At 63.1% G+C, this 21194-nt stretch carries 19 protein-coding genes; 15 read left to right on the top strand and 4 right to left on the bottom strand.

From position 1 onward, the window contains the following. Nucleotides 1-110 precede the first annotated feature (110 nt). On the top strand, nucleotides 111-2390 hold the full coding sequence (locus tag AC07R1_RS15605) for a putative bifunctional diguanylate cyclase/phosphodiesterase (protein WP_368994218.1): 2280 nt from the start codon (nucleotides 111-113) through the stop codon (nucleotides 2388-2390). On the opposite strand, the gene AC07R1_RS15600 is transcribed toward AC07R1_RS15605, so the two are convergent. Further along, entirely contained in the window at nucleotides 2281-3177 is an 897-nt protein-coding gene (locus AC07R1_RS15600) for an NAD(P)-dependent oxidoreductase (RefSeq protein ID WP_495110684.1), read from the bottom strand. The two genes, AC07R1_RS15605 and AC07R1_RS15600, sit on opposite strands and share 110 nt — an antisense overlap. 198 nt (nucleotides 3178-3375) lie before the next feature. On the opposite strand from AC07R1_RS15600, the gene AC07R1_RS15595 reads away from it, so the two are divergent. Further along, nucleotides 3376-5556 carry a hypothetical protein gene (locus AC07R1_RS15595; protein ID WP_495110683.1) on the top strand — a complete coding sequence of 727 codons (2181 nt, stop codon included), beginning with the start codon at nucleotides 3376-3378 and terminating at the stop codon, nucleotides 5554-5556. A 280-nt stretch (nucleotides 5557-5836) separates the two neighbouring features. On the opposite strand, the gene AC07R1_RS15590 is transcribed toward AC07R1_RS15595, so the two are convergent. After that, nucleotides 5837-6136 (bottom strand): DUF2288 domain-containing protein, encoded by a 300-nt coding sequence (locus AC07R1_RS15590; RefSeq protein ID WP_495110682.1) that lies wholly within the window; start codon nucleotides 6134-6136, stop codon nucleotides 5837-5839. 340 nt (nucleotides 6137-6476) lie between these two features. Between AC07R1_RS15590 and AC07R1_RS15585 the strand changes: the two genes are divergently transcribed. From AC07R1_RS15585 to AC07R1_RS15545, 9 genes are all read left to right on the top strand, one after another. Beyond that, the gene (locus tag AC07R1_RS15585) at nucleotides 6477-7604 is read left to right on the top strand and encodes a branched-chain amino acid ABC transporter substrate-binding protein (RefSeq protein WP_011059642.1); all 1128 of its coding nucleotides are present in this window, start codon (nucleotides 6477-6479) and stop codon (nucleotides 7602-7604) included. A gap of 230 nt (nucleotides 7605-7834) precedes the next feature. Next, entirely contained in the window at nucleotides 7835-8758 is a 924-nt protein-coding gene (gene livH, locus AC07R1_RS15580; RefSeq protein ID WP_011059641.1) for a high-affinity branched-chain amino acid ABC transporter permease LivH, read from the top strand. Beyond that, nucleotides 8755-10011: a high-affinity branched-chain amino acid ABC transporter permease LivM gene (locus tag AC07R1_RS15575; RefSeq protein ID WP_011059640.1), complete on the top strand. Its 1257-nt coding sequence runs from the start codon at nucleotides 8755-8757 to the stop codon at nucleotides 10009-10011. The genes livH and AC07R1_RS15575 overlap by 4 nt, the downstream gene beginning before the upstream one ends. Continuing rightward, nucleotides 10008-10775, top strand: coding sequence for a high-affinity branched-chain amino acid ABC transporter ATP-binding protein LivG (livG, locus tag AC07R1_RS15570; RefSeq protein WP_011059639.1), 768 nt, complete (start codon nucleotides 10008-10010; stop codon nucleotides 10773-10775). The genes AC07R1_RS15575 and livG overlap by 4 nt, the downstream gene beginning before the upstream one ends. Beyond that, nucleotides 10776-11477 carry an ABC transporter ATP-binding protein gene (locus tag AC07R1_RS15565; RefSeq protein WP_015634412.1) on the top strand — a complete coding sequence of 234 codons (702 nt, stop codon included), beginning with the start codon at nucleotides 10776-10778 and terminating at the stop codon, nucleotides 11475-11477. A 152-nt stretch (nucleotides 11478-11629) separates the two neighbouring features. Further along, nucleotides 11630-11932 carry a BufA1 family periplasmic bufferin-type metallophore gene (locus AC07R1_RS15560; RefSeq protein WP_011059637.1) on the top strand — a complete coding sequence of 101 codons (303 nt, stop codon included), beginning with the start codon at nucleotides 11630-11632 and terminating at the stop codon, nucleotides 11930-11932. Nucleotides 11933-11957: 25 nt separating this feature from the next. Continuing rightward, on the top strand, nucleotides 11958-12848 hold the full coding sequence (gene bufB, locus AC07R1_RS15555) for an MNIO family bufferin maturase (protein ID WP_410036494.1): 891 nt from the start codon (nucleotides 11958-11960) through the stop codon (nucleotides 12846-12848). Next, nucleotides 12845-13615, top strand: a complete 771-nt coding sequence (locus tag AC07R1_RS15550) for an HvfC/BufC family peptide modification chaperone (protein ID WP_495110681.1) — start codon at nucleotides 12845-12847, stop codon at nucleotides 13613-13615. Before bufB ends, AC07R1_RS15550 begins: the two co-directional genes overlap by 4 nt. A 2-nt stretch (nucleotides 13616-13617) precedes the next feature. Further along, nucleotides 13618-14127 (top strand): DoxX family protein, encoded by a 510-nt coding sequence (locus AC07R1_RS15545; RefSeq protein ID WP_015634409.1) that lies wholly within the window; start codon nucleotides 13618-13620, stop codon nucleotides 14125-14127. A gap of 70 nt (nucleotides 14128-14197) precedes the next feature. On the opposite strand, the gene AC07R1_RS15540 is transcribed toward AC07R1_RS15545, so the two are convergent. Continuing rightward, on the bottom strand, nucleotides 14198-15106 hold the full coding sequence (locus tag AC07R1_RS15540; protein WP_019094469.1) for a LysR family transcriptional regulator: 909 nt from the start codon (nucleotides 15104-15106) through the stop codon (nucleotides 14198-14200). Nucleotides 15107-15209: 103 nt separating this feature from the next. Here AC07R1_RS15540 and AC07R1_RS15535 point away from each other — a divergent pair, with 103 nt between their 5' ends. The 3 genes from AC07R1_RS15535 (at nucleotide 15210) to AC07R1_RS15525 (ending at nucleotide 18409) form a co-directional block, all read left to right on the top strand. Further along, entirely contained in the window at nucleotides 15210-15809 is a 600-nt protein-coding gene (locus AC07R1_RS15535) for a short chain dehydrogenase (protein WP_011059632.1), read from the top strand. A gap of 195 nt (nucleotides 15810-16004) precedes the next feature. Continuing rightward, nucleotides 16005-16682 (top strand): COG3650 family protein, encoded by a 678-nt coding sequence (locus tag AC07R1_RS15530; protein ID WP_041120567.1) that lies wholly within the window; start codon nucleotides 16005-16007, stop codon nucleotides 16680-16682. Nucleotides 16683-16795: 113 nt separating this feature from the next. Then, nucleotides 16796-18409: an NAD(P)/FAD-dependent oxidoreductase gene (locus AC07R1_RS15525; protein ID WP_011059630.1), complete on the top strand. Its 1614-nt coding sequence runs from the start codon at nucleotides 16796-16798 to the stop codon at nucleotides 18407-18409. 132 nt (nucleotides 18410-18541) lie between these two features. On the opposite strand, the gene AC07R1_RS15520 is transcribed toward AC07R1_RS15525, so the two are convergent. Beyond that, complete coding sequence (locus AC07R1_RS15520) at nucleotides 18542-19636, bottom strand: PLP-dependent cysteine synthase family protein (RefSeq protein WP_011059629.1); 1095 nt, start codon at nucleotides 19634-19636, stop codon at nucleotides 18542-18544. Between the two features lie 321 nt (nucleotides 19637-19957). Between AC07R1_RS15520 and nhaA the strand changes: the two genes are divergently transcribed. After that, the gene (gene nhaA, locus AC07R1_RS15515) at nucleotides 19958-21145 is read left to right on the top strand and encodes a Na+/H+ antiporter NhaA (protein ID WP_011059628.1); all 1188 of its coding nucleotides are present in this window, start codon (nucleotides 19958-19960) and stop codon (nucleotides 21143-21145) included. Nucleotides 21146-21194: the final 49 nt, after the last annotated feature.

Below are 21194 nucleotides of genomic sequence, written 5' to 3'. Positions count from 1 at the left end.
TTAGCAGCAGCGTGCCACCTCCCATTGCAGCCAGCGGGTGCCTTCTATACTCCAAGCACTCGTTGGCGCGCGGCTCCGCCGACCTCAGATGACTCAGAGATGGGCAGGCTATGGACTGGCTGGGCGTGCATTTCATTACCGAGCTTCCTCAGGCCGGGCAAGTGGTCCTGCATTGCACCCACAACCCGGTTCTGGTGCTTCTGGCCTACCTGGTAGCCTGTGCCGCCAGCTTCGCCACCCTGGACATGGCCGAACGTGTCAGTCATGCCGAACGACCGGCCAGCCAGCGCCTGTGGCGCTGGGTCGGAGCCTGCTGCCTGGCCGGGGGGATCTGGGCCATGCACTTCATCGCCATGCTGGCGTTCGAGGCGCCGCTGCAGATCCACTACGACCTGCCCCTGACCCTGCTGTCGCTCCTGATCGCGCTGGTCGCCGCCTGGCTGGCGATGAACACCCTGAGCCACGCGCACATGCCGCTGTGGCGCTATGGCGTTGCTTCGATCTGGATCGGCCTGGGCATCGCCGCCATGCACTACGTCGGCATGGCGGCCATGCGCAGCAGCGCCAGCCTGTACTACGACCCCTTACTGATGGCGCTGTCGGTGCTGGTGGCGATCGCCTGCAGCCTGGCGGCGCTGCTGCTGTCCCGTCACCTGCGCGAAGGCAGCGGCATGTTCCACCAGTTGCTCAAGTACGCCAGCAGCCTGGTGCTGGGCGCTGCCATCGTGCTCATGCACTTCACCGGCATCTGGGCCATGACCCTGGTGCTGCCCGCCGGCAGCCTGCCCGCCCCCGCCACATCCGACGGGCATCTGCAACTGGGCCTGACCCTGAGCGCGATCGTGCTCTTGATCATCGGCAGCGGCATCAGCGCGGCCCTGGCCGACAAGAAGCTGCAACACAAGGAGCGGGACCTGCGGCGGGTCAATGCCCTGCTTTCGCAACTGGACCAGGCCCGGGTTTCCCTGCAGCAGGTGGCCCACTACGACGCCCTGACCAACCTGATCAACCGCCGCGGCTTCAACCAGCTGTTCGCCGAAAAGCTCATCGAGAAAACCACCTTTGGCGGCATGCTGGCGGTGATGTTCCTCGACATCGACCACTTCAAGCGCATCAATGACAGCCTCGGCCACGATGCCGGGGACGAGTTGCTGAAAGTCATCGCCGGGCACATCAAGAGCTCCACCCGCAGCCATGAAGACGTGGTGGCACGCCTGGGCGGCGACGAGTTCTGCATCCTCATCAATCTGTACGACCGCGAAGAAGCCCGGCAGATGGCCCAGCGCATCATGCAGAAAATGAAGGAGCCGATCGAACTGGGAGGGCGGCGCATGGTGATGACCACCAGCATCGGCATCAGCGTCTTCCCCGATGACGGCAAGACCTGCGAGGAGTTGCTCAAGAACGCCGACCTGGCCCTGTATCAATCCAAGGATTGCGGGCGCAACAGCCTGCATTTCTTCAACTCCCACCTCAAGACCCGGGCCACCCTGGAACTGCAACTGGAAGAGGAATTGCGCAACGCCCTGCGCGACGACCAGGGCCTGCTGCTGTATTACCAACCTATCTACGACCTCAAGAGCGGCAGGGTCACCAAGCTCGAAGCCCTGATCCGCTGGCAGCACCCGCAACATGGGCTGCTGACCCCGGATCGCTTCATCTCCATTGCCGAAGCCAACGGCATGATCGCCGAGCTGGACAACTGGGTGCTGCGCAAGGCCTGCGCGGACCTGGCCTACCTGTCGCGCCATGGCGGTGGCGAACTGAAGATCGCGGTCAACTGCTCGGCCCTGAACCTGACCCGCGAAGAGCTCGCCGGGGAGATCGAAAGCGCCCTGCGCCAGGCCCAGGTGGCGCCGCAGCGGCTGGAGCTGGAAGTCACGGAAAACGCCCTGATGGGCAATATTGCCAGCACCCTGGCGCTGCTCAAGCAGATCCGCGGGCTGGGGGTGTCGCTGTCGATCGACGACTTCGGCACCGGCTACTCATCCCTGGCCTATCTCAAGCGCTTGCCCCTGAACACCCTGAAGATCGATCGCTCGTTCATCCAGGACATCCCCAAGTCGACCCAGGACATGGAGATCGTCCAGGCGATCATCATCATGGCCCACACCCTGCACCTGCAGGTGGTCACCGAAGGGGTCGAAACCCCGGAACAGCAAGCGTTTCTCCAGCACCATGGCTGCGACTACCTGCAGGGCTACCTGCTCAGCCATCCGGTGCCGCTGCGGGAGTTGCGCGGGGTGCTGGAGGAGCTCGACCAGCGCCACGCCGCGCCGATCAATCCGCGGGCGCCGGGTCCCGATAAAGGCGAACCAGAGTCGCTGGATCTTTTTCCAGATAGCCCTGCCCACCATGCAGACGCATCAACTGCGCAGCTAATCCGCTGATCGGCGTCGCCGAGCCCTGTTCGCGGGAAAACTTCACCGCTCCATCCAGGTCCTTGAGCAGGGTGCGCACATGCCACTTCACCGGCTCGAACCGGCTTTCAGCCATTTGCGGGGCCAGGATCTGCAAAGGTTTCGAGTCGGCAAAGCCACCGGCCAGGGCCTCGGCGATCAGCCGCGCATCCACCCCCGAGCGCTCGGCCAGGGCCACCACCTCGGCGATCACCAGGGCGTTGCAGGCGACGATCATCTGGTTGCAGGCCTTGGTCACCTGCCCGGCGCCCACCGCCCCCATGTGCGTGACCCGCTGCCCCAGGGTCAGCAGCACTGGCCGCACCCGCTCGACGTCCGTCGCCTCACCGCCAACCATGATGGCCAGGCTGCCGGCCTCGGCGCCCGGGGTACCGCCGGACACCGGCGCATCGACCCAGGCCACGCCGCGGCTCGCGGCCAGTTCGGCGGCCATTTCCCGGGTAGCCGTGGGTTCCAGGCTGGAGAGGTCCAGCAGCAGCTGGCCGGCCCGGGCGCCCTGGGCGATACCCTCGGGGCCAAACACCACCTCGCGCACCACCTCGGTATTGGCCAGGCACATCAGCATCAGGTCGGCATGGGCACACAGCTGCGCCGGCGTGGCAACTTGTCGCGCCCCGGCAGCCACCAGGGGCGCGCATTTTTCCGGGTTGCGGTTCCACACCGTCAGCGGATAGCCCGCCGCCAGCAGCCGGCGGCATATCGGCAAGCCCATCAGGCCGATTCCGGCAAAGCCGAGTGAAGGTAACGCTGACATCATATTGCCCTCATTTGATTAAAGATCACCGAATACTGGCCGATTCATCATGATTCAGGAAAGGATTCCCCCGAGCGTCGCTCAGAAAAAACCCTGACGCCTTGGGCAAAATTCGCGCTCCACGCAGCGACGAGGTCCCATTCCGTGATGGTTCGACGACACCTCGTCCACGAGCCAACCTGACCAGGCATATGGCGCACAATGACTTCTAAAAACAAACCTGCCAACGCAGTCTCCGAGATGACGCTGACCTCCCCCACAACTAGCCCCTCAGACCCGAAGCCATTGTCCAGTTCACGCCCCCTGTCGACTCAGCAGTACCTGTATTTCACCGAAACCAATACCGACCGCATCCTCGACAACCTCGACGGTCTGCGCGACACGGTGTTCCCGCGGCCACCGCACCTGGAAGGCGAGCCGGACAACCGTCGCGACCAGGAATTTCCTTCGGTCTGCCTGATCGGCCTGGGCCGCTGCGGCTCCAACATCGCCCTGGATGTGGCCGAGCTGGTGTACAACGCCCGCAAGTTCTACCTCAACGAATTCAATAACGAAGACAAGGCCTACGAGGGCGGCTACAGCCCCGGCCAGTGGATCCGCCAGAACCTGCGCCTGGGCCAGAACAAGGCCAGCAAGCCGGTGTTCCTGGTGGAGCCTCTGGTGATGCTCGGCGACCTGGACAAGGACATTGCCGGGCGCATCCGTTTCTCGCGCAAGGGCGAGAAAAGCGGCTTCATCCGCGACTACAGCAAGATGAAGATCATGGACCTCTCGGAAGTCCACGCCGGTGGCGCCGGTAACGCGCCGATCCTCGGCCAGTACCTGGCCAAGATCATCCTCAACAAGGACACCCAGCGCTTCTCCAGCCCCGACTGGAAGATGATCCACTCGTACCTGATCGACTCCTGCGGGATCAAGGCCAACCAGTCGCGCCTGTACTTCTCGATCTTCAGTGCCGGCGGTGGTACCGGCTCGGGCATGGCCTCGGAATTCGGCCTGGCCCAGCAATACTCGTACATGAACAAGACCTTCGACACCAAGCCGATGGACGAGCACGACAGCAAGAGCGGGCACTCCTTCGTCTTCGAGCCGATCTTCACCAGTGGCATCTGCGTGCTCCCGAACATTTCGGACCATCGCAGCGAAATGTCCGAGGCGCTGCACATCAACGCCGGCCGCCTGCTGTGCAAATACCTTTCGGAAGAGTGGGACTTCTCCTACAACTTCGACAATGAAGACAGCAGCGAAGCCAGCGTGATGGGACGGATCCGCCCCTGGAACGCGATGATGCTGATCTCCAACGACATCATGCGCTACGCCGAAGAAAGCGATGACGGCAACATCCAGAACATCGACGTCAACGCCATGGAGAAGCACGCCAACCAGTACATCTCCCAGCAGATCTTCAACATCCTCACCGCCCAGGCGGTGACCACCGACTACGACCAGAACTACTTCCGGCGGGCCGGCATCGACATCGGCGAAACCATCCGCCTGGATGCCAACGACCTGTTCATGAGCCTGGCCGGCCCGGTGGCGATCGCCTATGCCGAGTCCGTGGTGCCGGAGCAGCCGGTGCCCACCGGCGACAAGTTCAAGGTGTTCGAAAAAGAGCCCCAGCGCCTGAACATCGACGACCTGTTCTTCCGCTCCATCGACCTGCCGCACTTCAACAAGGTGACCCAGGCCATCGAGGGCATCAGCCTGCTGCCGATCGAGTCCAAGCGCTACCGCGCGGCCCTGGAGCAGTACAAGGCCTCGGGTTACGACGCCGCGGCGCTGCACGACCTGCACTTCTTCAAGAACTGCTCGTCGGTGGTATCGATCGTGTCCCTGCCCAAGGACTACAAGCTGTCCTACATGGACCTGAACCGGCTCAAGACCCACCTCAACAGCCTGTTCCCCAACACCACCCTCAAGCGCTATGCGCTGGTGATCGGCGCTTCGGCCAACCTGTCGCTGACCACCCTGATCGCCAAGAGCCCGTGCCTGTCGGACGACTTCCTGACCCTGATCGTGGCCTTTATCAAGCGTTGCTTTGCGCGCAATCCATACCGTTTCGACGACACCCTGGACAACTCGGTGCTGGACTTCATCATCAGTGACCAGTTCGATGAAGACCGCATCGACGATCTGCTCAACGAATTCGAGAACCCGGCGAAGATCCTCGACACCAACTGGTATGCGATCAAGCCGATGTACGAGAAGAAGTACCGCGAGCTGATCAACGACAAGGACAAGTTCGTCTCGATCAACGACATCCGCCTGTCCCGGGATTGCGTGAAGAAGGCCATCAAGTACCTGCGGGAAATCTACCGCCACCGTATCGGCAAGACCCGGGTCATCTCGCTCAACAGTCACACGGGCAAGACCGCGTATTAAGAAGGGCTTCGCCGGCGCGCCGGCTCCTGCACGGCAGGGAAAAACCTGCTGTCCTGTGGGAGCCGGCTGGCTGGCGAATGGTCAATTTGCTCACATCGCGAAACAATTAAGCAGCTCGTCGGCTGGGCTTGAAACTGTTCCCCTTCCGTGAACGTCACCCTGAGGGAAAAGCCCGTGGGGCCTTTCTCTACGGCAAGGTGCCATCACTGGATTCACGGTTACTCGGCTACACACTTTTGTCCGACAAAAACCCGCCCCTTATCGGTGCACGCTCCTAGCGTTATGCCCTTTCCTGGATCAGGACCCAGGGTGAAACCACCACCGCCCACAGCGTCGGATCACGTTCCAGCAGATCGGATGCCCGCGTCGCAGACAGTTTCTCGACCTTTCCTTCGGCCAGCCAGGCCGCCACTTTTTCTGCCTGGTTCTCGGCCACGGCCTGGGCCGCCTCGATCAGATCCAGGTCGGCCTCGACCCACAATAGGGCACCCTTGGCGAAGAACGGCTCCAGTTCCTTCCAGCTGATAGATGCGGTCTCACCAAGCAGCTTGGCATAGAGGGTGCTAGGTTCTTGAGTCATGGGACTGTCCAGAAATGAAATCGGCGCAATCATAACGTCGGGGCTCTGGCAGAAAAACCCAGAAGCAAGCGCGACACCGATCGAGAAGCTCAGAAGCGCCAGGGACTGACGCCGAACCGGGCGCAAGCCACGCCGCAAATCTGTCTTTTTCTTTCAATTAAGCGACACCCCGCGTTTTTGCCCCCAGCAGCCAGCTTTTCAAGCGAACAACCGGCGCTCTACACTGTACCGGTACAGTTGCCAGGGGCATTTTCCGACGGGTATTCACGAAATATCTGATTCGGTTCTGCGACCAAGGCCGCCGGAACTATAAAAATTACAACAGTAAGAGTGGAGCACTATGAATAAGGCTACTAAGCAGATTTCCAAACTGTTTGCCGCTATGGTCCTGGCCGGGGTTGCCAGCCATTCGTTCGCAGCTGACACCATCAAGATCGGTATCGCCGGCCCCAAGACCGGCCCTGTAGCCCAATACGGCGACATGCAGTTCAGTGGCGCGAAAATGGCCATCGAACAGATCAACGCCAAAGGCGGCGTCAACGGCAAGAAGCTCGAAGCCGTTGAATACGACGATGCCTGTGATCCCAAGCAAGCCGTGGCAGTCGCCAACAAAGTGGTCAACGATGGCGTCAAGTACGTGGTCGGCCACCTGTGCTCCAGCTCCACTCAACCTGCTTCCGACATCTACGAAGACGAAGGCGTGATCATGATCACCCCGGCTGCCACCAGCCCGGACATCACCGCCCGTGGTTACAAGATGGTGTTCCGCACCATTGGCCTGGACAGCGCCCAGGGCCCTGCCGCCGGTAACTACATCGCCGACCACGTGAAACCCAAAGTGGTTGCCGTGCTCCACGACAAGCAGCAGTACGGTGAAGGCATCGCCACCGCCGTGAAGCAGACCCTGGAGAAGAAAGGCACCAAGGTCGCCGTATTCGAAGGCATCAACGCCGGCGACAAGGACTTCTCTTCGCTGATCGCCAAGCTCAAGCAGGCCAACGTCGACTTCGTCTACTACGGCGGCTACCACCCTGAGCTGGGCCTGATCCTGCGCCAATCCCAGGAAAAAGGCCTGAAGGCCAAGTTCATGGGCCCGGAAGGCGTGGGTAACGACTCCATTTCGCAGATCGCCAAGGATGCTTCCGAAGGCCTGCTGGTCACCCTGCCTAAATCCTTCGACCAGGACCCGGCCAACGTGGCCCTGGCTGACGCGTTCAAGGCCAAGAAAGAAGACCCGAGCGGTCCTTTCGTATTCCCTTCCTACTCCGCAGTTGAAGTCATCGCCGGCGCCATCACCAACGCCAAGAGCGAAGACGCGGCCAAGGTGGCTGAAGCCATCCACGCCGGCACCTTCAAAACCCCTACCGGCGACCTGAGCTTCGACGCCAAGGGCGACTTGAAAGACTTCAAGTTCGTGGTCTACGAGTGGCACTTCGGCAAACCTAAAACCGAAGTTTCCCCTCAGTAAGGCGCGGCCTGACTGACTGCCAATAAAGCCCACGGCGTGCCGTGGGCTTTGTTTTACGAATGTATGGGCCTGTGTTCCGTGATCCGGAATCCCGCCCACCTGAAAATCTCAAAACCGTCATCAGCGGTTCGCTGGCAAAACCCAGCCCGAAGTGGGTGCAGATCCACGGGGCCTGGGCGGGAAAATGACTCCACCAGTGAAATGCGTATCAGGTTTTTAGGAGCGTTGTAATGCCTGACATCTATCACTTTTTCCAACAGCTGGTTAACGGTCTCACCGTTGGCAGCACGTATGCCCTGATCGCCATCGGCTATACGATGGTTTACGGCATCATTGGAATGATCAACTTCGCCCACGGCGAGGTGTACATGATCGGTTCCTACGTGGCGTTCATCGCCATCGCCGGGCTGGCCATGATGGGACTCGACAGCGTCCCGCTCTTGATGACCGCAGCCTTCATCGCGAGCATCGTCGTCACCAGTGCCTACGGCTACAGCATCGAACGGATCGCCTACCGCCCCTTGCGGGGTAGTAACCGCCTGATCCCGCTGATCTCCGCCATCGGCATGTCGATCTTCCTGCAGAACACCGTTCTGCTGGCGCAGGACTCCAAGGACAAATCCATTCCCAACCTGATCCCGGGCAACTTCTCCATCGGGCCGGGCGGCGCACATGAAGTGCTGATTTCCTACATGCAGATCGTGGTATTCGTGGTGACCCTCATCGCCATGCTCGGCCTGACGCTGTTCATCTCCCGTTCTCGCCTGGGTCGCGCCTGCCGCGCCTGTGCCGAGGACATCAAGATGGCCAACCTCCTGGGGATCAATACCAACAACATCATCGCCCTGACCTTCGTGATCGGCGCCGCGCTGGCGGCCATCGCCGCCGTGCTGCTGAGCATGCAATACGGTGTGATCAACCCCAACGCCGGTTTCCTGGTGGGCCTGAAGGCCTTCACCGCAGCGGTCTTGGGCGGCATCGGCAGTATCCCGGGCGCGATGCTCGGCGGGCTGGTGCTTGGGGTGGCCGAAGCCTTTGGTGCCGACGTGTTCGGCGACCAGTACAAGGACGTCGTGGCGTTCGGCCTGTTGGTTCTGGTGCTGTTGTTCCGTCCGACCGGCATTCTGGGCCGTCCGGAGGTTGAGAAAGTATGACTAGGAATCTTAAATCGGCGCTGTTCAGCGCCTTGTTGGTCTGGGCTGTCGCCTACCCGGTGCTGGGCCTGAAACTGACCATCGTCGGCATCAACCTGGAAGTCCACAACACCAGCCCGACCATTCTTGCCACCATCGCGGTGTGCTCGGTGCTGATGTTCCTGCGGGTGCTGTTCCATAGCCAGATCAGCGCCGCCTGGAAGTCCTCTCCCAGCATGCCGTTGATCCCGGCCAAGGCCAGCAACTTCCTGACCCTGCCCAGCACCCAGCGCTGGATCATCCTGGCGTTGATCCTTGGCGCCCTGGTCTGGCCGTTCTTCGGCTCCCGCGGGGCGGTGGACATTGCCACGCTGATCCTGATCTACGTGATGCTGGGCCTGGGCCTGAACATCGTGGTCGGCCTGGCCGGCCTGCTGGACCTGGGTTACGTGGGTTTCTACGCCGTCGGCGCCTACAGCTATGCGCTGCTGTCGCACTACTTCGGTCTGAGCTTCTGGATCTGCCTGCCGATCGCCGGCCTGATGGCGGCCACTTTCGGCTTCCTGCTGGGCTTCCCGGTGCTGCGCCTGCGGGGTGACTACCTGGCAATCGTGACCCTGGGCTTTGGCGAGATCATCCGTCTGCTGCTGCGCAACATGACCGATCTCACCGGCGGCCCCAACGGCATCAGCAACATCGAGAAGCCGACCTTCTTCGGCCTGACCTTCGAGCGCAAGGCAGCAGAAGGCATGCAGACCTTCCACGAGTTCTTCGGCCTGCAGTACAACTCGATCAACAAGGTGATCTTCCTCTACCTGGTGGCCCTGCTGCTGGCACTGGCGGCGCTGTTCGTCATCAATCGCCTGCTGCGCATGCCCATCGGCCGTGCCTGGGAAGCCTTGCGTGAAGACGAGATCGCCTGCCGTGCCCTGGGCCTGAACCCCACCGTGATCAAGCTCTCGGCCTTTACCCTGGGCGCCGCGTTCGCCGGTTTCGCCGGCAGCTTCTTCGCCGCGCGCCAAGGCCTGGTGACCCCGGAATCCTTCACCTTCATCGAGTCGGCGATCATCCTCGCCATCGTCGTGCTGGGTGGCATGGGCTCGCAGCTGGGTGTGATCCTGGCGGCGATCGTGATGATCCTCTTGCCTGAAATGATGCGTGAATTCAGCGAATACCGGATGTTGATGTTCGGCGCCATGATGGTGCTGATGATGATCTGGCGTCCTCAAGGTCTGCTGCCCATGCAACGTCCTCACATGGAGCTGCGCAAATGAGCCGTGAGATCCTCAAAGTAACCGGCCTGTCGATGCGCTTCGGCGGCCTGCTGGCGGTCAACGGCGTGGCCCTGACCGTCAAGGAAAAACAAGTGGTGGCATTGATCGGCCCGAACGGTGCCGGCAAGACCACGGTGTTCAACTGCCTGACCGGTTTCTACCAGCCCAGCGCCGGCAGCATCCTCCTGGACGGCGAGCCGATCGAAGGCCTGCCGGGCCACAAGATCGCCCGCAAGGGCGTGGTGCGTACCTTCCAGAACGTGCGGCTGTTCAAGGACATGACCGCGGTCGAGAACCTGTTGATCGCCCAGCACCGGCACCTGAACACCAACTTCCTCTCCGGGCTGTTCAAGACCCCGGCGTTTCGCAAGAGCGAGCGCGAGGCCATGGAGTACGCCGGCTACTGGCTGGACAAGGTCAACCTGCGGGAGTTTGCCAACCGCCCCGCCGGCACCCTGGCCTACGGCCAGCAACGGCGCCTGGAAATCGCCCGCTGCATGATGACCCGCCCGCGGATCCTCATGCTCGACGAGCCAGCCGCCGGCCTCAACCCCAAGGAAACCGAGGACCTCAAAGCGCTGATCAGCGTGCTGCGCGAAGAGCACAACGTCACCGTGCTGCTGATCGAACACGACATGAAACTGGTCATGAGCATTTCCGACCATATCGTGGTGATCAACCAGGGCACGCCCCTGGCCGACGGCACGCCGGAACAGATCCGCGACAATCCCGAAGTGATCAAAGCCTACCTGGGGGAAGCGTAAATGCTGCAGTTCGAAAACGTTTCCACCTTCTACGGCAAGATCCAGGCGTTGCACAGCGTCAACGTCGAGATCCGCCAGGGCGAGATCGTCACCCTGATCGGCGCCAACGGTGCCGGCAAGTCCACCCTGCTGATGACCCTCTGCGGCTCGCCCCAGGCCCACAGCGGCAGCATCCGTTACCTGGGTGAAGAACTGGTGGGGCAAAGCTCGGCGCAGATCATGCGCAAGAGCATTGCCGTGGTGCCGGAAGGCCGCCGGGTATTCGCCCGCCTGACCGTGGAAGAGAACCTCGCCATGGGCGGCTTCTTCACCGACAAGGGCGACTACCAGGAGCAGATGGACAAGGTCCTGGAGCTGTTCCCACGGCTCAAGGAGCGCTTCACCCAGCGCGGCGGCACCATGTCCGGCGGTGAACAGCAGATGCTCGCCATCGGTCGTGCGCTGATGAGCAAGCCCAAGCTGCTGCTCCTGGACGAACCGTCCCTGGGCCTGGCGCCGATCATCATCCAGCAGATCTTCGACATCATCGAACAGCTGCGCCGCGACGGCGTGACGGTGTTCCTGGTGGAGCAGAACGCCAACCAGGCGCTGAAGATCGCCGACCGTGCCTATGTGCTGGAAAACGGCCGGGTGGTGATGCAAGGCACCGGTGAATCGCTGCTGACCGATCCGAAGGTGCGTGAAGCCTACCTGGGCGGCTAAGCACCTGCGTCACTGAAAACGGCCCTTCGGGGCCGTTTTTTTTATTCCGGGATAAAAAACTGCCCCGGGCTGTAACGAATCCCCATGAGCCTTCTCTAGAGGGGTAAGCAAGCACAGATGCTTCCTTACCCCAACCGTACTGGAGAAACATCATGAGCAACACTCGTACCCTGTCCGCCACTGCCCTGGTCCTGGCCCTGGGCTCTGCCCTCAGCGTCGCCGCCCTGCCCACTACCGCCCATGCCGCGGACGACATGGAAAAGTGCTTCGGCGTGGCCATGAAGGGCAAGAACGATTGCGCCGCGGGCGCCGGCACCACCTGCGCCGGGACCTCCAAGGTCAACGATCAGGCCAACGCCTGGAAGCTGGTACCCAAGGGCAGCTGCGAGAAAACCGCCAGCAGTACCTCGCCTACCGGTTTCGGCCAGCTCGAAGCCTTCAAAGCCAAGTCCTGATCCTGCGCCTGCCTGAGTGTCGACGATGAACACCGCCCCGCTGCACCACCCTGGCCACGACATTCAGGCGCGCGCCTCCAGCCTGCCGCCCCGCGCCGGGCTGGGGCTCAAGACCGAGCATTTCAAACACGTGCTGGAACAGCAGCCCGACATCGGTTTCTTCGAGGTGCATGCGGAGAACTACATGGTGGCGGGCGGCCCTTTCCACCATTACCTGGGCCTGATCCGCGAACGCTACCCGCTGTCGCTGCACGGTGTCGGCCTGTCCATCGGTGGCGAAGGCCCCCTGGACCAGGCTCACCTGGAGCGGCTGGCCGGCTTGATCGAACGCTATCAGCCCCAGTCCTTTTCCGAACACCTGGCCTGGTCCAGCCACGGCCCGGTGTTCCTCAACGACCTGCTGCCCCTGGCCTACGACGGGCCCACCTTGCGCCGGGTCTGCGAGCACATCGACCAGGTGCAGAACCATCTGGGACGAACCATGCTGCTGGAAAATCCGGCCACCTACCTGCAATTCCAACGCTCGACCCTGGACGAGACCGACTTCATCCGCGAAGTGGTCCAGCGCAGCGGCTGCGGCCTGCTGCTGGACGTCAACAACCTCTATGTGTCGTGCATCAATCACCAGCGCGATCCCCTGGCCTACCTGCAAGCACTGCCGCTGCAGGCGGTGGGCGAGATTCATCTGGCCGGGTTCGCCGAAGACCGGGACAGCCTCGGTGACCGGCTGTTGATCGACGATCACGGCGCCCCGGTCGACGCTGCGGTCTGGGCCCTGTACCAGGAGGTGCTGGGGCTCATCGGCCCGATGGCCACCCTGATCGAGCGTGACAACCACCTGCCGGCCTTTGCCACCCTGATGGCCGAGGCCTGCCAGGCAGAAGCGCTGTTGCTCGGCGCCCAGGTGCAGCCATGAGCGGCCAGGGGGAATTCGCCAGGGCCCTGCTGAGCGCCGAACCGGGCTGCCCACAGGGGCTGTCCAGCAGCAACGGCGCCGATCCGGCCAGCCGCTTCGCGGTCTATCGCAACAATGTGCAGGCCTCGTTGAGCAACGCCCTGGCCGAGTCATACCCGGTCGTCATGCAATTGGTTGGTCGCGAGTTTTTCAACGCCATGGCCGCGCTCTACATCCGGGACTTCGCCCCCGCCAGCCCTCTGCTCAACGACTATGGCCGGGACCTGGGCGACTTTATCCAGGGCTTCGGGCCGGCCGCCGGCCTGCCCTACCTGGCCGACATGGCCCGCCTTGAGCGGCTGCGGGTCGAGGCCTACCACGCCGCCGACGCCCGCCCCATGGAGCCGTCACGGCTACTGGCGGCGATGAACCAGCCCGACAGCCTCGGCCAGGCGCAACTGCTCCTGCATCCGTCACTGCGCACCCTGCACTCCGGCTACGCCGTAGTGAGCCTGTGGGCGGCGCACCAGAGCGACCAGCCCTGGCCGGCTTTCGACCTGCAGCAGGGGCAGAACGCCCTGGTGCTGCGCAACGCCCTGGAGGTCGAGGTGATCGCCGTGGATACCGGCGCCATGACCTTCATTGAAGCCCTACGCAACCACTGGCCGCTGGAAATCGCCGCGGCCCATGCCCTGGACGCCCAGGCCGACTTCGACCTGGGCCAGTGCCTGGGCCTGCTGCTCGGCCACGGCGCTCTTATCGACCTGCAACCCCAGAAGAAGGCCTGACCATGAACACCCAGACAGAAACGCCCATTGCCGGACTGGTGAATCGGATCATTCAAGGGTTTGAGCGCATTCCCTACAGCCTGATCGCCTTTATCGCGCGTTTTTCCATTGCCGCGGTGTTCTGGAAATCCGGACAGACCAAGGTCGAGGGGCTGGCCGTCGACCTGGTCGATGGCACCTTCCAGCTGGGCTGGCCGCGCCTGGCGGACTCGACCATTCCCCTGTTCAAGAGCGAGTACCACGTGCCCCTGTTGACGCCGGAAGTGGCGGCGCACCTGGCGGCCTTTGCCGAGCATTTTTTCCCGATGCTGATCCTGCTGGGCCTGGCCACGCGCTTTTCCGCCCTGGCGCTGCTGGGGATGACCCTGACCATCCAGCTCTTCGTCTACCCGGACGCCTACCCGACCCACGGCACCTGGGCGGCGATCTTCCTGCTGTTGATGGCCCGCGGCCCGGGCGTGTTGTCCCTCGACCACCTGCTGGCCCGGCATTTTCGCCACCGTCCTCTGTAGCCGCTGCCGCAGGCTGCGAACAGGGCCGCAGGCCCTTCAAGTTCACAAACGACGGTAAAGCCGGAGGAAGCTACAAACGATCCAGCGCCTCACCGCTGCGACGAAACCAGTCCATCAGGTAATCGGCCAGCACCTGGGTACGCTTGGGCAGGCCGCCCTGATAGGAGTGCACCAGGTACATCGGCATGCTGCGGGTCTGGTAGTCCCGCAACAGCCAGCGCAGGCGGCCGTCCGCCAGTTCGCTGTGCAGCACATAGGACGGCAGCCGGGCGATCCCCGCGCCCACCAGGGCAGCCTTCTTCAGGAGGTTGTAGTGGTTGCTGGCGAAGGGGCCGCTGACCCGCACCCGCAACAGCTCATGGCGCTGGTGGTACAACCACTCTTCCCGACCGCTGTAATGGCTATTGAGCAGGCAGCGATGCCCGGCCAGCTCCTGAGGCGTGCGCGGCTCGCCGTATTGCTCCAGGTAGGCCGGGCTGGCGCAGGTCATTTCATGCCAGGCCAACAGCGGCCGGGCCACCAGGCGCTGGTCGTTGGCCACCTCCGAGCGCACGGCCAGATCGAAACCCTCCCGGGCCAGGTCGCGGTAACTGTTGTTCAGGTCCAGCTCGATCTGCACCTGGGGGTAGTGCCGGGAGAACTCCAGCAGCAGGCCATCGAAAAAAGTCTCTCCCAGGGACACCGGAACCGTCAGGCGCACCGGGCCGGCCATATCGTCCTTGAGCCGGGCCAGGGCCTGATGGGCCCGCTCCACTTGGACTACCAGCGCCTGGGCCTGAGGCAGAAGCGCCGCCCCGGCGGCGGTCAGGTCCAGACGTCGGGTGGTGCGTTGCAGCAGTACCACGGCGTAGCGGGCTTCCAGGGCGCTGATGCGTTTGGAGAGCTGGCCCTTGCTGCACCCCAACTGCTGGGCCGCCTGGGTAAAGCTGCCGGCTTCCACCAGCACCGCAAATGCCGCCAGGTCATCCATCTCGCTCATGGATTGTTTCCATTTGAAAACCAAAGGTTGCCTATTAGCGCGTTAATCCATGGAAAAAACCACTCTAGACTGCAACCTCCCCCCCCTTTTCGAGGAACAGCCCATGAAGATTCTCTTGATCGGTGCCAATGGCACCATTGGTTCGGCGGTCGCGCGGGAGCTGGAACAACGTCACGAAGTGGTGCGCATCGGCCGTACCAGCGGTGATTTCCAGGTGGATATCAGCGACAGCCAGTCGATCCGCGCGCTGTTCGAAAAGACCGGGCGCTTCGATGCGCTGGTGTGCGCAGCCGGTAACGTGACCTTCGCGCCGCTGGGGGAAATGACTGCCGAGCACTTCAGCCTGGGCCTCGAGGACAAGCTGATGGGCCAGGTCAACCTGCTGCTGATCGGCCGCGAGTACGCCAACGACGGCGCCTCCTTCACCTTCACCACCGGCGTCCTGAGCCACGACCCGATCCGCAGCGGCGCCTCGGCCGCCCTGGTCAACGGCGCCATCGACAGCTTCGTGCGGGCCGCTGCCATCGAGCTGCCCCGGGGCCTGCGGGTCAACTCCATCAGCCCCAACGTGCTGCTGGAAGCCATGGGCAGCTACGCGCCCTACTTCCGCGGCTTCAAGCCGGTGCCGGCGGCCGACGTGGCCCTGGCCTACGCCAAGAGCGTGGAAGGCCTGCAGACCGGCCAGACCTACCGCGTCGGCTAAGCCCGTTTGTGCAAAAGCCGGCTTGTGCAGGAGCTGGCTCGCCTGCGCAGGCGTCCTCCCGAACCACACAAGGCTCCTGGGCCTCTTCGCCGGCAAGCCGGCGCCTACAGTGGATGGCGCTGCTGCGTTCAATCCGGGGTTGTGGTGGCCGGGCGGGCTGCGTAACGTGTCGGACTTCCGCCTGGAGGCCCAATGATGCGCACCGCCCGTTCCCTGCTTTGTTTCGCCCTGTTGCCGCTGTTTGCCGGCTGCCAGATGCTGCCGATGTTCAACCAACAGCCCCAGGCGCCGTCCATGGCCGGGTTGACCCGGATGCAGGGTGAACTCAGTGCCGCCGATGGCAAGCTGCTGTTCAAACCCTGCACCGAAGACCGCCGTTATGTGGTCAACGATGGCGGCAACACCAGTGTGCTGCAGGAAGCGGCAACCCTGGCCGAGAAGCAGGGCAAGCTGTTTGCCGACCTGCGGGGCAAGTTCTCCGCCAGTGCCAGCAGCGACGGCCAGCTGGACCTGCGCCAACTGTACCGCGTCGAGCGCTCCGCCAGCGCCTGCAGCGATCCGAACTTCCAGCGCCTGATCCTGCGGGCCGGTAGCAAGAACCCGGCGTGGAACGTCGATGTCAGCGCCAAGGGCATGATGATCGAACGCGCCGGCCAGCCGACCCTGGCCCTGCCCTATCTGGAAGAACAGCTGGGGGATGGCCGTTTCAACCTCACCAGTGAAGCCAATCACCAGCGCGTGGAGCTGTGGGTGGCCCCGCAACGCTGCGTCGACCCCGTCACCGGCAGCGTTCAGCACCTGAGCGCAGAGCTGCGGGTGGACGGCCAGGTGCAGCGCGGCTGCGGCTATTTCGGCGGCTCGCGCAACGACTGATTCGACGAGCAGCGGTTTTAGCCTCACGGCCAAGGTGGTTTGCGGCTTATAATCGCCGGTTTGTGCAAAGCAAGCCGGCGCACTGTTGCGCACCGCCTACCCCGGATCCTGTCATGTTACGAATCACCGAACTCAAGTTGCCGATCGACCATCCCGATGAAGACCTGCGCGCCGCCATCGTGCAGCGCCTGGGGATCGCCAGCGATGAGCTGCTCGATTTCACCTTGTTCAAGCGCAGCTACGATGCGCGCAAGAAGTCTTCCGAGCTGTGCTTCATCTACACCATCGACCTCAGCGTGCGCGACGAAGCGCCGCTGCTGCTCAAGTTCGCCGACGACCGTAACGTCAACCCGGCGCCGGATGTCAGCTACAAGGTGGTGGGCCAGGCTCCGGCCGACCTCAGCCAGCGGCCGATCGTGGTGGGCTTCGGCCCCTGCGGGATCTTCGCCGGCCTCTTGCTGGCGCAGATGGGCTTCAAGCCGATCGTCCTCGAGCGTGGCAAGGAAGTGCGCCAGCGCACCAAGGACACCTGGGGCCTGTGGCGCAAGAGCGTGCTCAACCCCGAGTCCAACGTGCAATTTGGCGAAGGCGGCGCTGGGACCTTCTCCGACGGCAAGCTCTACAGCCAGATCAAGGACCCGCAACACCACGGCCGCAAGGTGCTCCACGAGTTCGTCAAGGCCGGTGCGCCGGACGAGATCCTCTACGTCAGCAAGCCGCACATCGGCACCTTCCGCCTCACCGGCGTAGTGGAAAACATGCGCCAGCAGATCATCGCCCTGGGCGGTGAAGTGCGCTTCGAGCAGCGGGTTACCGACGTGCTGATCGAAGACGGTCAACTGCAAGGCGTGGAACTGGCCAGCGGCGAACAACTGCATTCGCGGCACGTGATCCTGGCCCTGGGCCACAGCGCCCGCGACACCTTCCGCATGCTCCATAGCCGCGGCGTGTACATGGAAGCCAAGCCGTTCTCGGTGGGCTTTCGTATCGAGCACCCGCAATCGCTGATCGACAGCGCGCGCCTGGGCAAGTACGCCGGCCACCCGAAACTCGGCGCCGCCGACTACAAGCTGGTGCACCACGCCAAGAACGGCCGTTCGGTCTACAGCTTCTGCATGTGCCCGGGCGGTACCGTGGTGGCGGCGACCTCCGAGCCGAACCGGGTGGTGACCAATGGCATGAGCCAGTACTCGCGCAACGAGCGCAACGCCAACTCCGGCATCGTCGTGGGCATCACCCCGGAAGTGGATTACCCGGGCGGCCCGCTGGCAGGCATCGAGTTGCAGGAGCGCCTGGAGTCCCACGCCTTTGTCCTGGGTGGCAGTAACTACCAGGCCCCGGCGCAGCTGGTGGGCGACTTTATCGCCGGCAAGCCCACCACCGCCCTGGGCAGCGTCGAGCCGTCCTACAAGCCCGGCGTGACCCTGGGTGACCTGGCCCTGGCCTTGCCGGACTTTGCCATCGAGGCCATTCGTGAAGCCCTGCCGGCCTTCGAACGGCAGATCAAGGGCTATTCGCTGCATGACGCGGTGCTGACCGGTATCGAGACCCGCACCTCATCGCCGCTGCGCATTACCCGCGACGCCTCGATGCAGAGCTTGAATGTGAAGGGGCTGTACCCGGCCGGTGAAGGCGCCGGTTATGCCGGTGGGATTCTCTCCGCCGGGGTCGACGGGATTCGCATTGCCGAAGCCGTGGCCCGCGACATTCTCGGCATCCAGGCCTGAGGGACGGGCCCTTTCGCCGGCAAGCCGGCTCCTACCGCCTACCGTAGGAGCTGGCTTGCCAGCGAAGGCGTCGTCCAGAACAACGCAAGGCTCAAGGGCCTCTTCGCCGGCAAGCCGGCGCCTACGACAAGTTCAGATACCGGCGCGCAATACGCTGGCAGGTAGCGCCTCACCACGCTCGACACTGGCGGCTACCGCCTCGATCAACACCGTCAGTTCATAACCCTGCTCTGCCAGCCACTGCTCATCGTAGTAGGTGGTTGCATAGCGCTCGCCCCCATCACACAGAATCGCCACGATCGACCCCGACTCGCCGGCCGCAACCATCTGCTGCGCGGCCATCAGCGCGCCGATCAGGTTGGTGCCGCTGGAGCCGCCAACCCGACGACCCAGGCGCTGGGCCAGATAATGCATGGCCGCCAGGGACAGGGCATCCGGCACCTTGACCATGGCATCGATCACCTTGGGCAGGAACGAAGCCTCGACCCGCGGCCGGCCGATGCCCTCGATCCGCGAACCGCAGTCCAGGCGCAGGCTGGCGTCGCCACTCTGGTAATAGTCGAAGAACACCGAGCGCTCGGCGTCGGCACACAGCACCCGAGTGCAGTGCTGGCGATAGCGCACGTAGCGCCCCAGGGTCGCGGTGGTACCACCCGTGCCCGGGCTGGAAATCAGCCAGCTGGGCTCCGGGTACCGCTCGAAACGCAACTGCTGGAATATCGACTCGGCGATGTTGTTGTTGGCCCGCCAGTCGGTGGCGCGCTCGGCATAGGTGAACTGGTCCATGAAATGGCCGCCGCTCTCCCGGGCCAGGCGCTCGGACTCGGCGTAGATCTGCGTCGGGTCCTGCACCAGGTGGCTCTTGCCGCCATAGAAGGCGATCTGGGCGATTTTCTCCTGGGAAGTGGTCGCCGGCATCACGGCAATGAACGGCAGCCCCAGCAGCCGGGCGAAATAGGCTTCGGAGATCGCCGTGGAGCCACTGGAGGCCTCGATCACCGGCGCGCCGGGCTTGAGCCAGCCATTGCACAGGGCATAGAGGAACAGCGAGCGGGCCAGGCGATGCTTGAGGCTGCCGGTGGGATGGCTGGATTCATCCTTGAAATACAACTCGATGCCCGGCAGGCCCGGCAACGGCAGCGGGATCAGGTGAGTGTCGGCGCTGCGCTGGAAGTCGGCTTCGATGATACGGATGGCCTCACGGGCCCACTGGCGATTGTCGCTCATGCTCTATTCTCGTTGGATCGCACGCCGTACCGGCGCAAGAAGATGAAATGCACCCAGCATAGGTGATCCAGGCTCGCGACGGGCAGGCGCCTTTTCCTGGAAAAAATGCCCCGTCAGCCGCTGCGGACGGACATGTTAGGAAATATCCTGCCCCCCTTACAGGTACAGCTATGAAGCAATTGGAAACACAACTGCAAGGGGGATTTTTCAGCAGCCCGCTTGCCTTCTGCATATAACAAAAAAGAATATAACTTTTGTTTTAACAACTAACTGTACGGGTTAGGGTGTGCCACCTTTTTAGTTTTTAGATGGAGAGCGACCTTGCCTCTGCGTAGCACTTTCACTCGTTTCTTTGCCATGGAAGCTGCCAGCGGTCTGTTATTGATCGCCGCTGCCATCCTGGCCCTGATTATCAACAACTCCCCCCTGTCCTGGCTGTACAACGGCCTGCTGGAAACCCCGGTGGTGGCCCAGGTTGGCGCCCTGAAGATCGCCAAGCCGCTGCTGCTGTGGATCAACGATGGCCTGATGGCACTGTTCTTCCTGCTGATAGGCCTGGAGGTCAAGCGCGAAGTGCTGGAGGGGCAGTTGGCCAAGCCGTCGCAGATCGTCCTGCCCGGCGCAGCGGCCATCGGCGGCATGCTGGTGCCGGCGCTGATCTACTGGTTCCTCAACCGTGACAACCCGCCCGCCCTCAATGGCTGGGCGATTCCCACCGCCACCGACATCGCCTTCGCCCTCGGGGTGCTGGCCTTGCTGGGCAAGCGGGTGCCGACCTCGCTGAAACTGTTCCTGATGACCCTGGCGATCATCGATGACCTGGGAGCGATCGTGATCATCGCGATCTTCTACTCCGGCACGCTGTCGACCCTGTCGCTGATGCTGGCTGGCGCCTGCATCGCCGCCCTGGTGGCGATGAACCGGATGGGCGTGGTCAAGCTCGGACCCTACATGATCATCGGCCTGATCCTCTGGGTCTGCGTGCTCAAGAGCGGGGTCCACGCGACCCTGGCCGGCGTGACCCTGGCCTTCTGCATACCCTTGCGCACCCGCAACGCCGAACCCTCGCCGCTCAAGGCGCTGGAACACGCCCTGCATCCCTGGGTGTCGTTCGGCATCCTGCCGCTGTTCGCCTTCGCCAATGCCGGGCTGTCGCTGAGCGGCGTGACCCTCGAAAGCTTCACCCACCATGTTCCCATGGGGATCGCGGTCGGCCTGCTGCTGGGCAAGACCATCGGCGTCTTCGGCCTGACCTGGATGGCAGTGAAAACCGGTATCGCTGCCTTGCCGTCCGGGGCCAACTGGGGCCAGGTGCTCGGCGTGGCAATTCTGTGTGGTATCGGCTTCACCATGAGCCTGTTCGTCGGCTCCCTGGCCTTCGAGCCCGGCAGCAGCGAATACGCCGGTATGGACCGCATGGGCATCCTGACCGGTTCACTGTTTGCGGCCCTGATCGGTTACGCCGTCACCGCCGCTGCCAGCCGCAGGAACAACACCCTGGCGTCCTGATCCGCAGCGCTTGGCCAGGCTGAAAACACAAAACCCCGACCAGTTGCCT

This window comes from Pseudomonas sp. GW821-FHT07F01 (assembly GCF_059418825.1).
The sequence above is the reverse complement of the archived record's forward strand: the minus strand, read 5'-3'. Positions and strand labels throughout refer to the sequence as shown.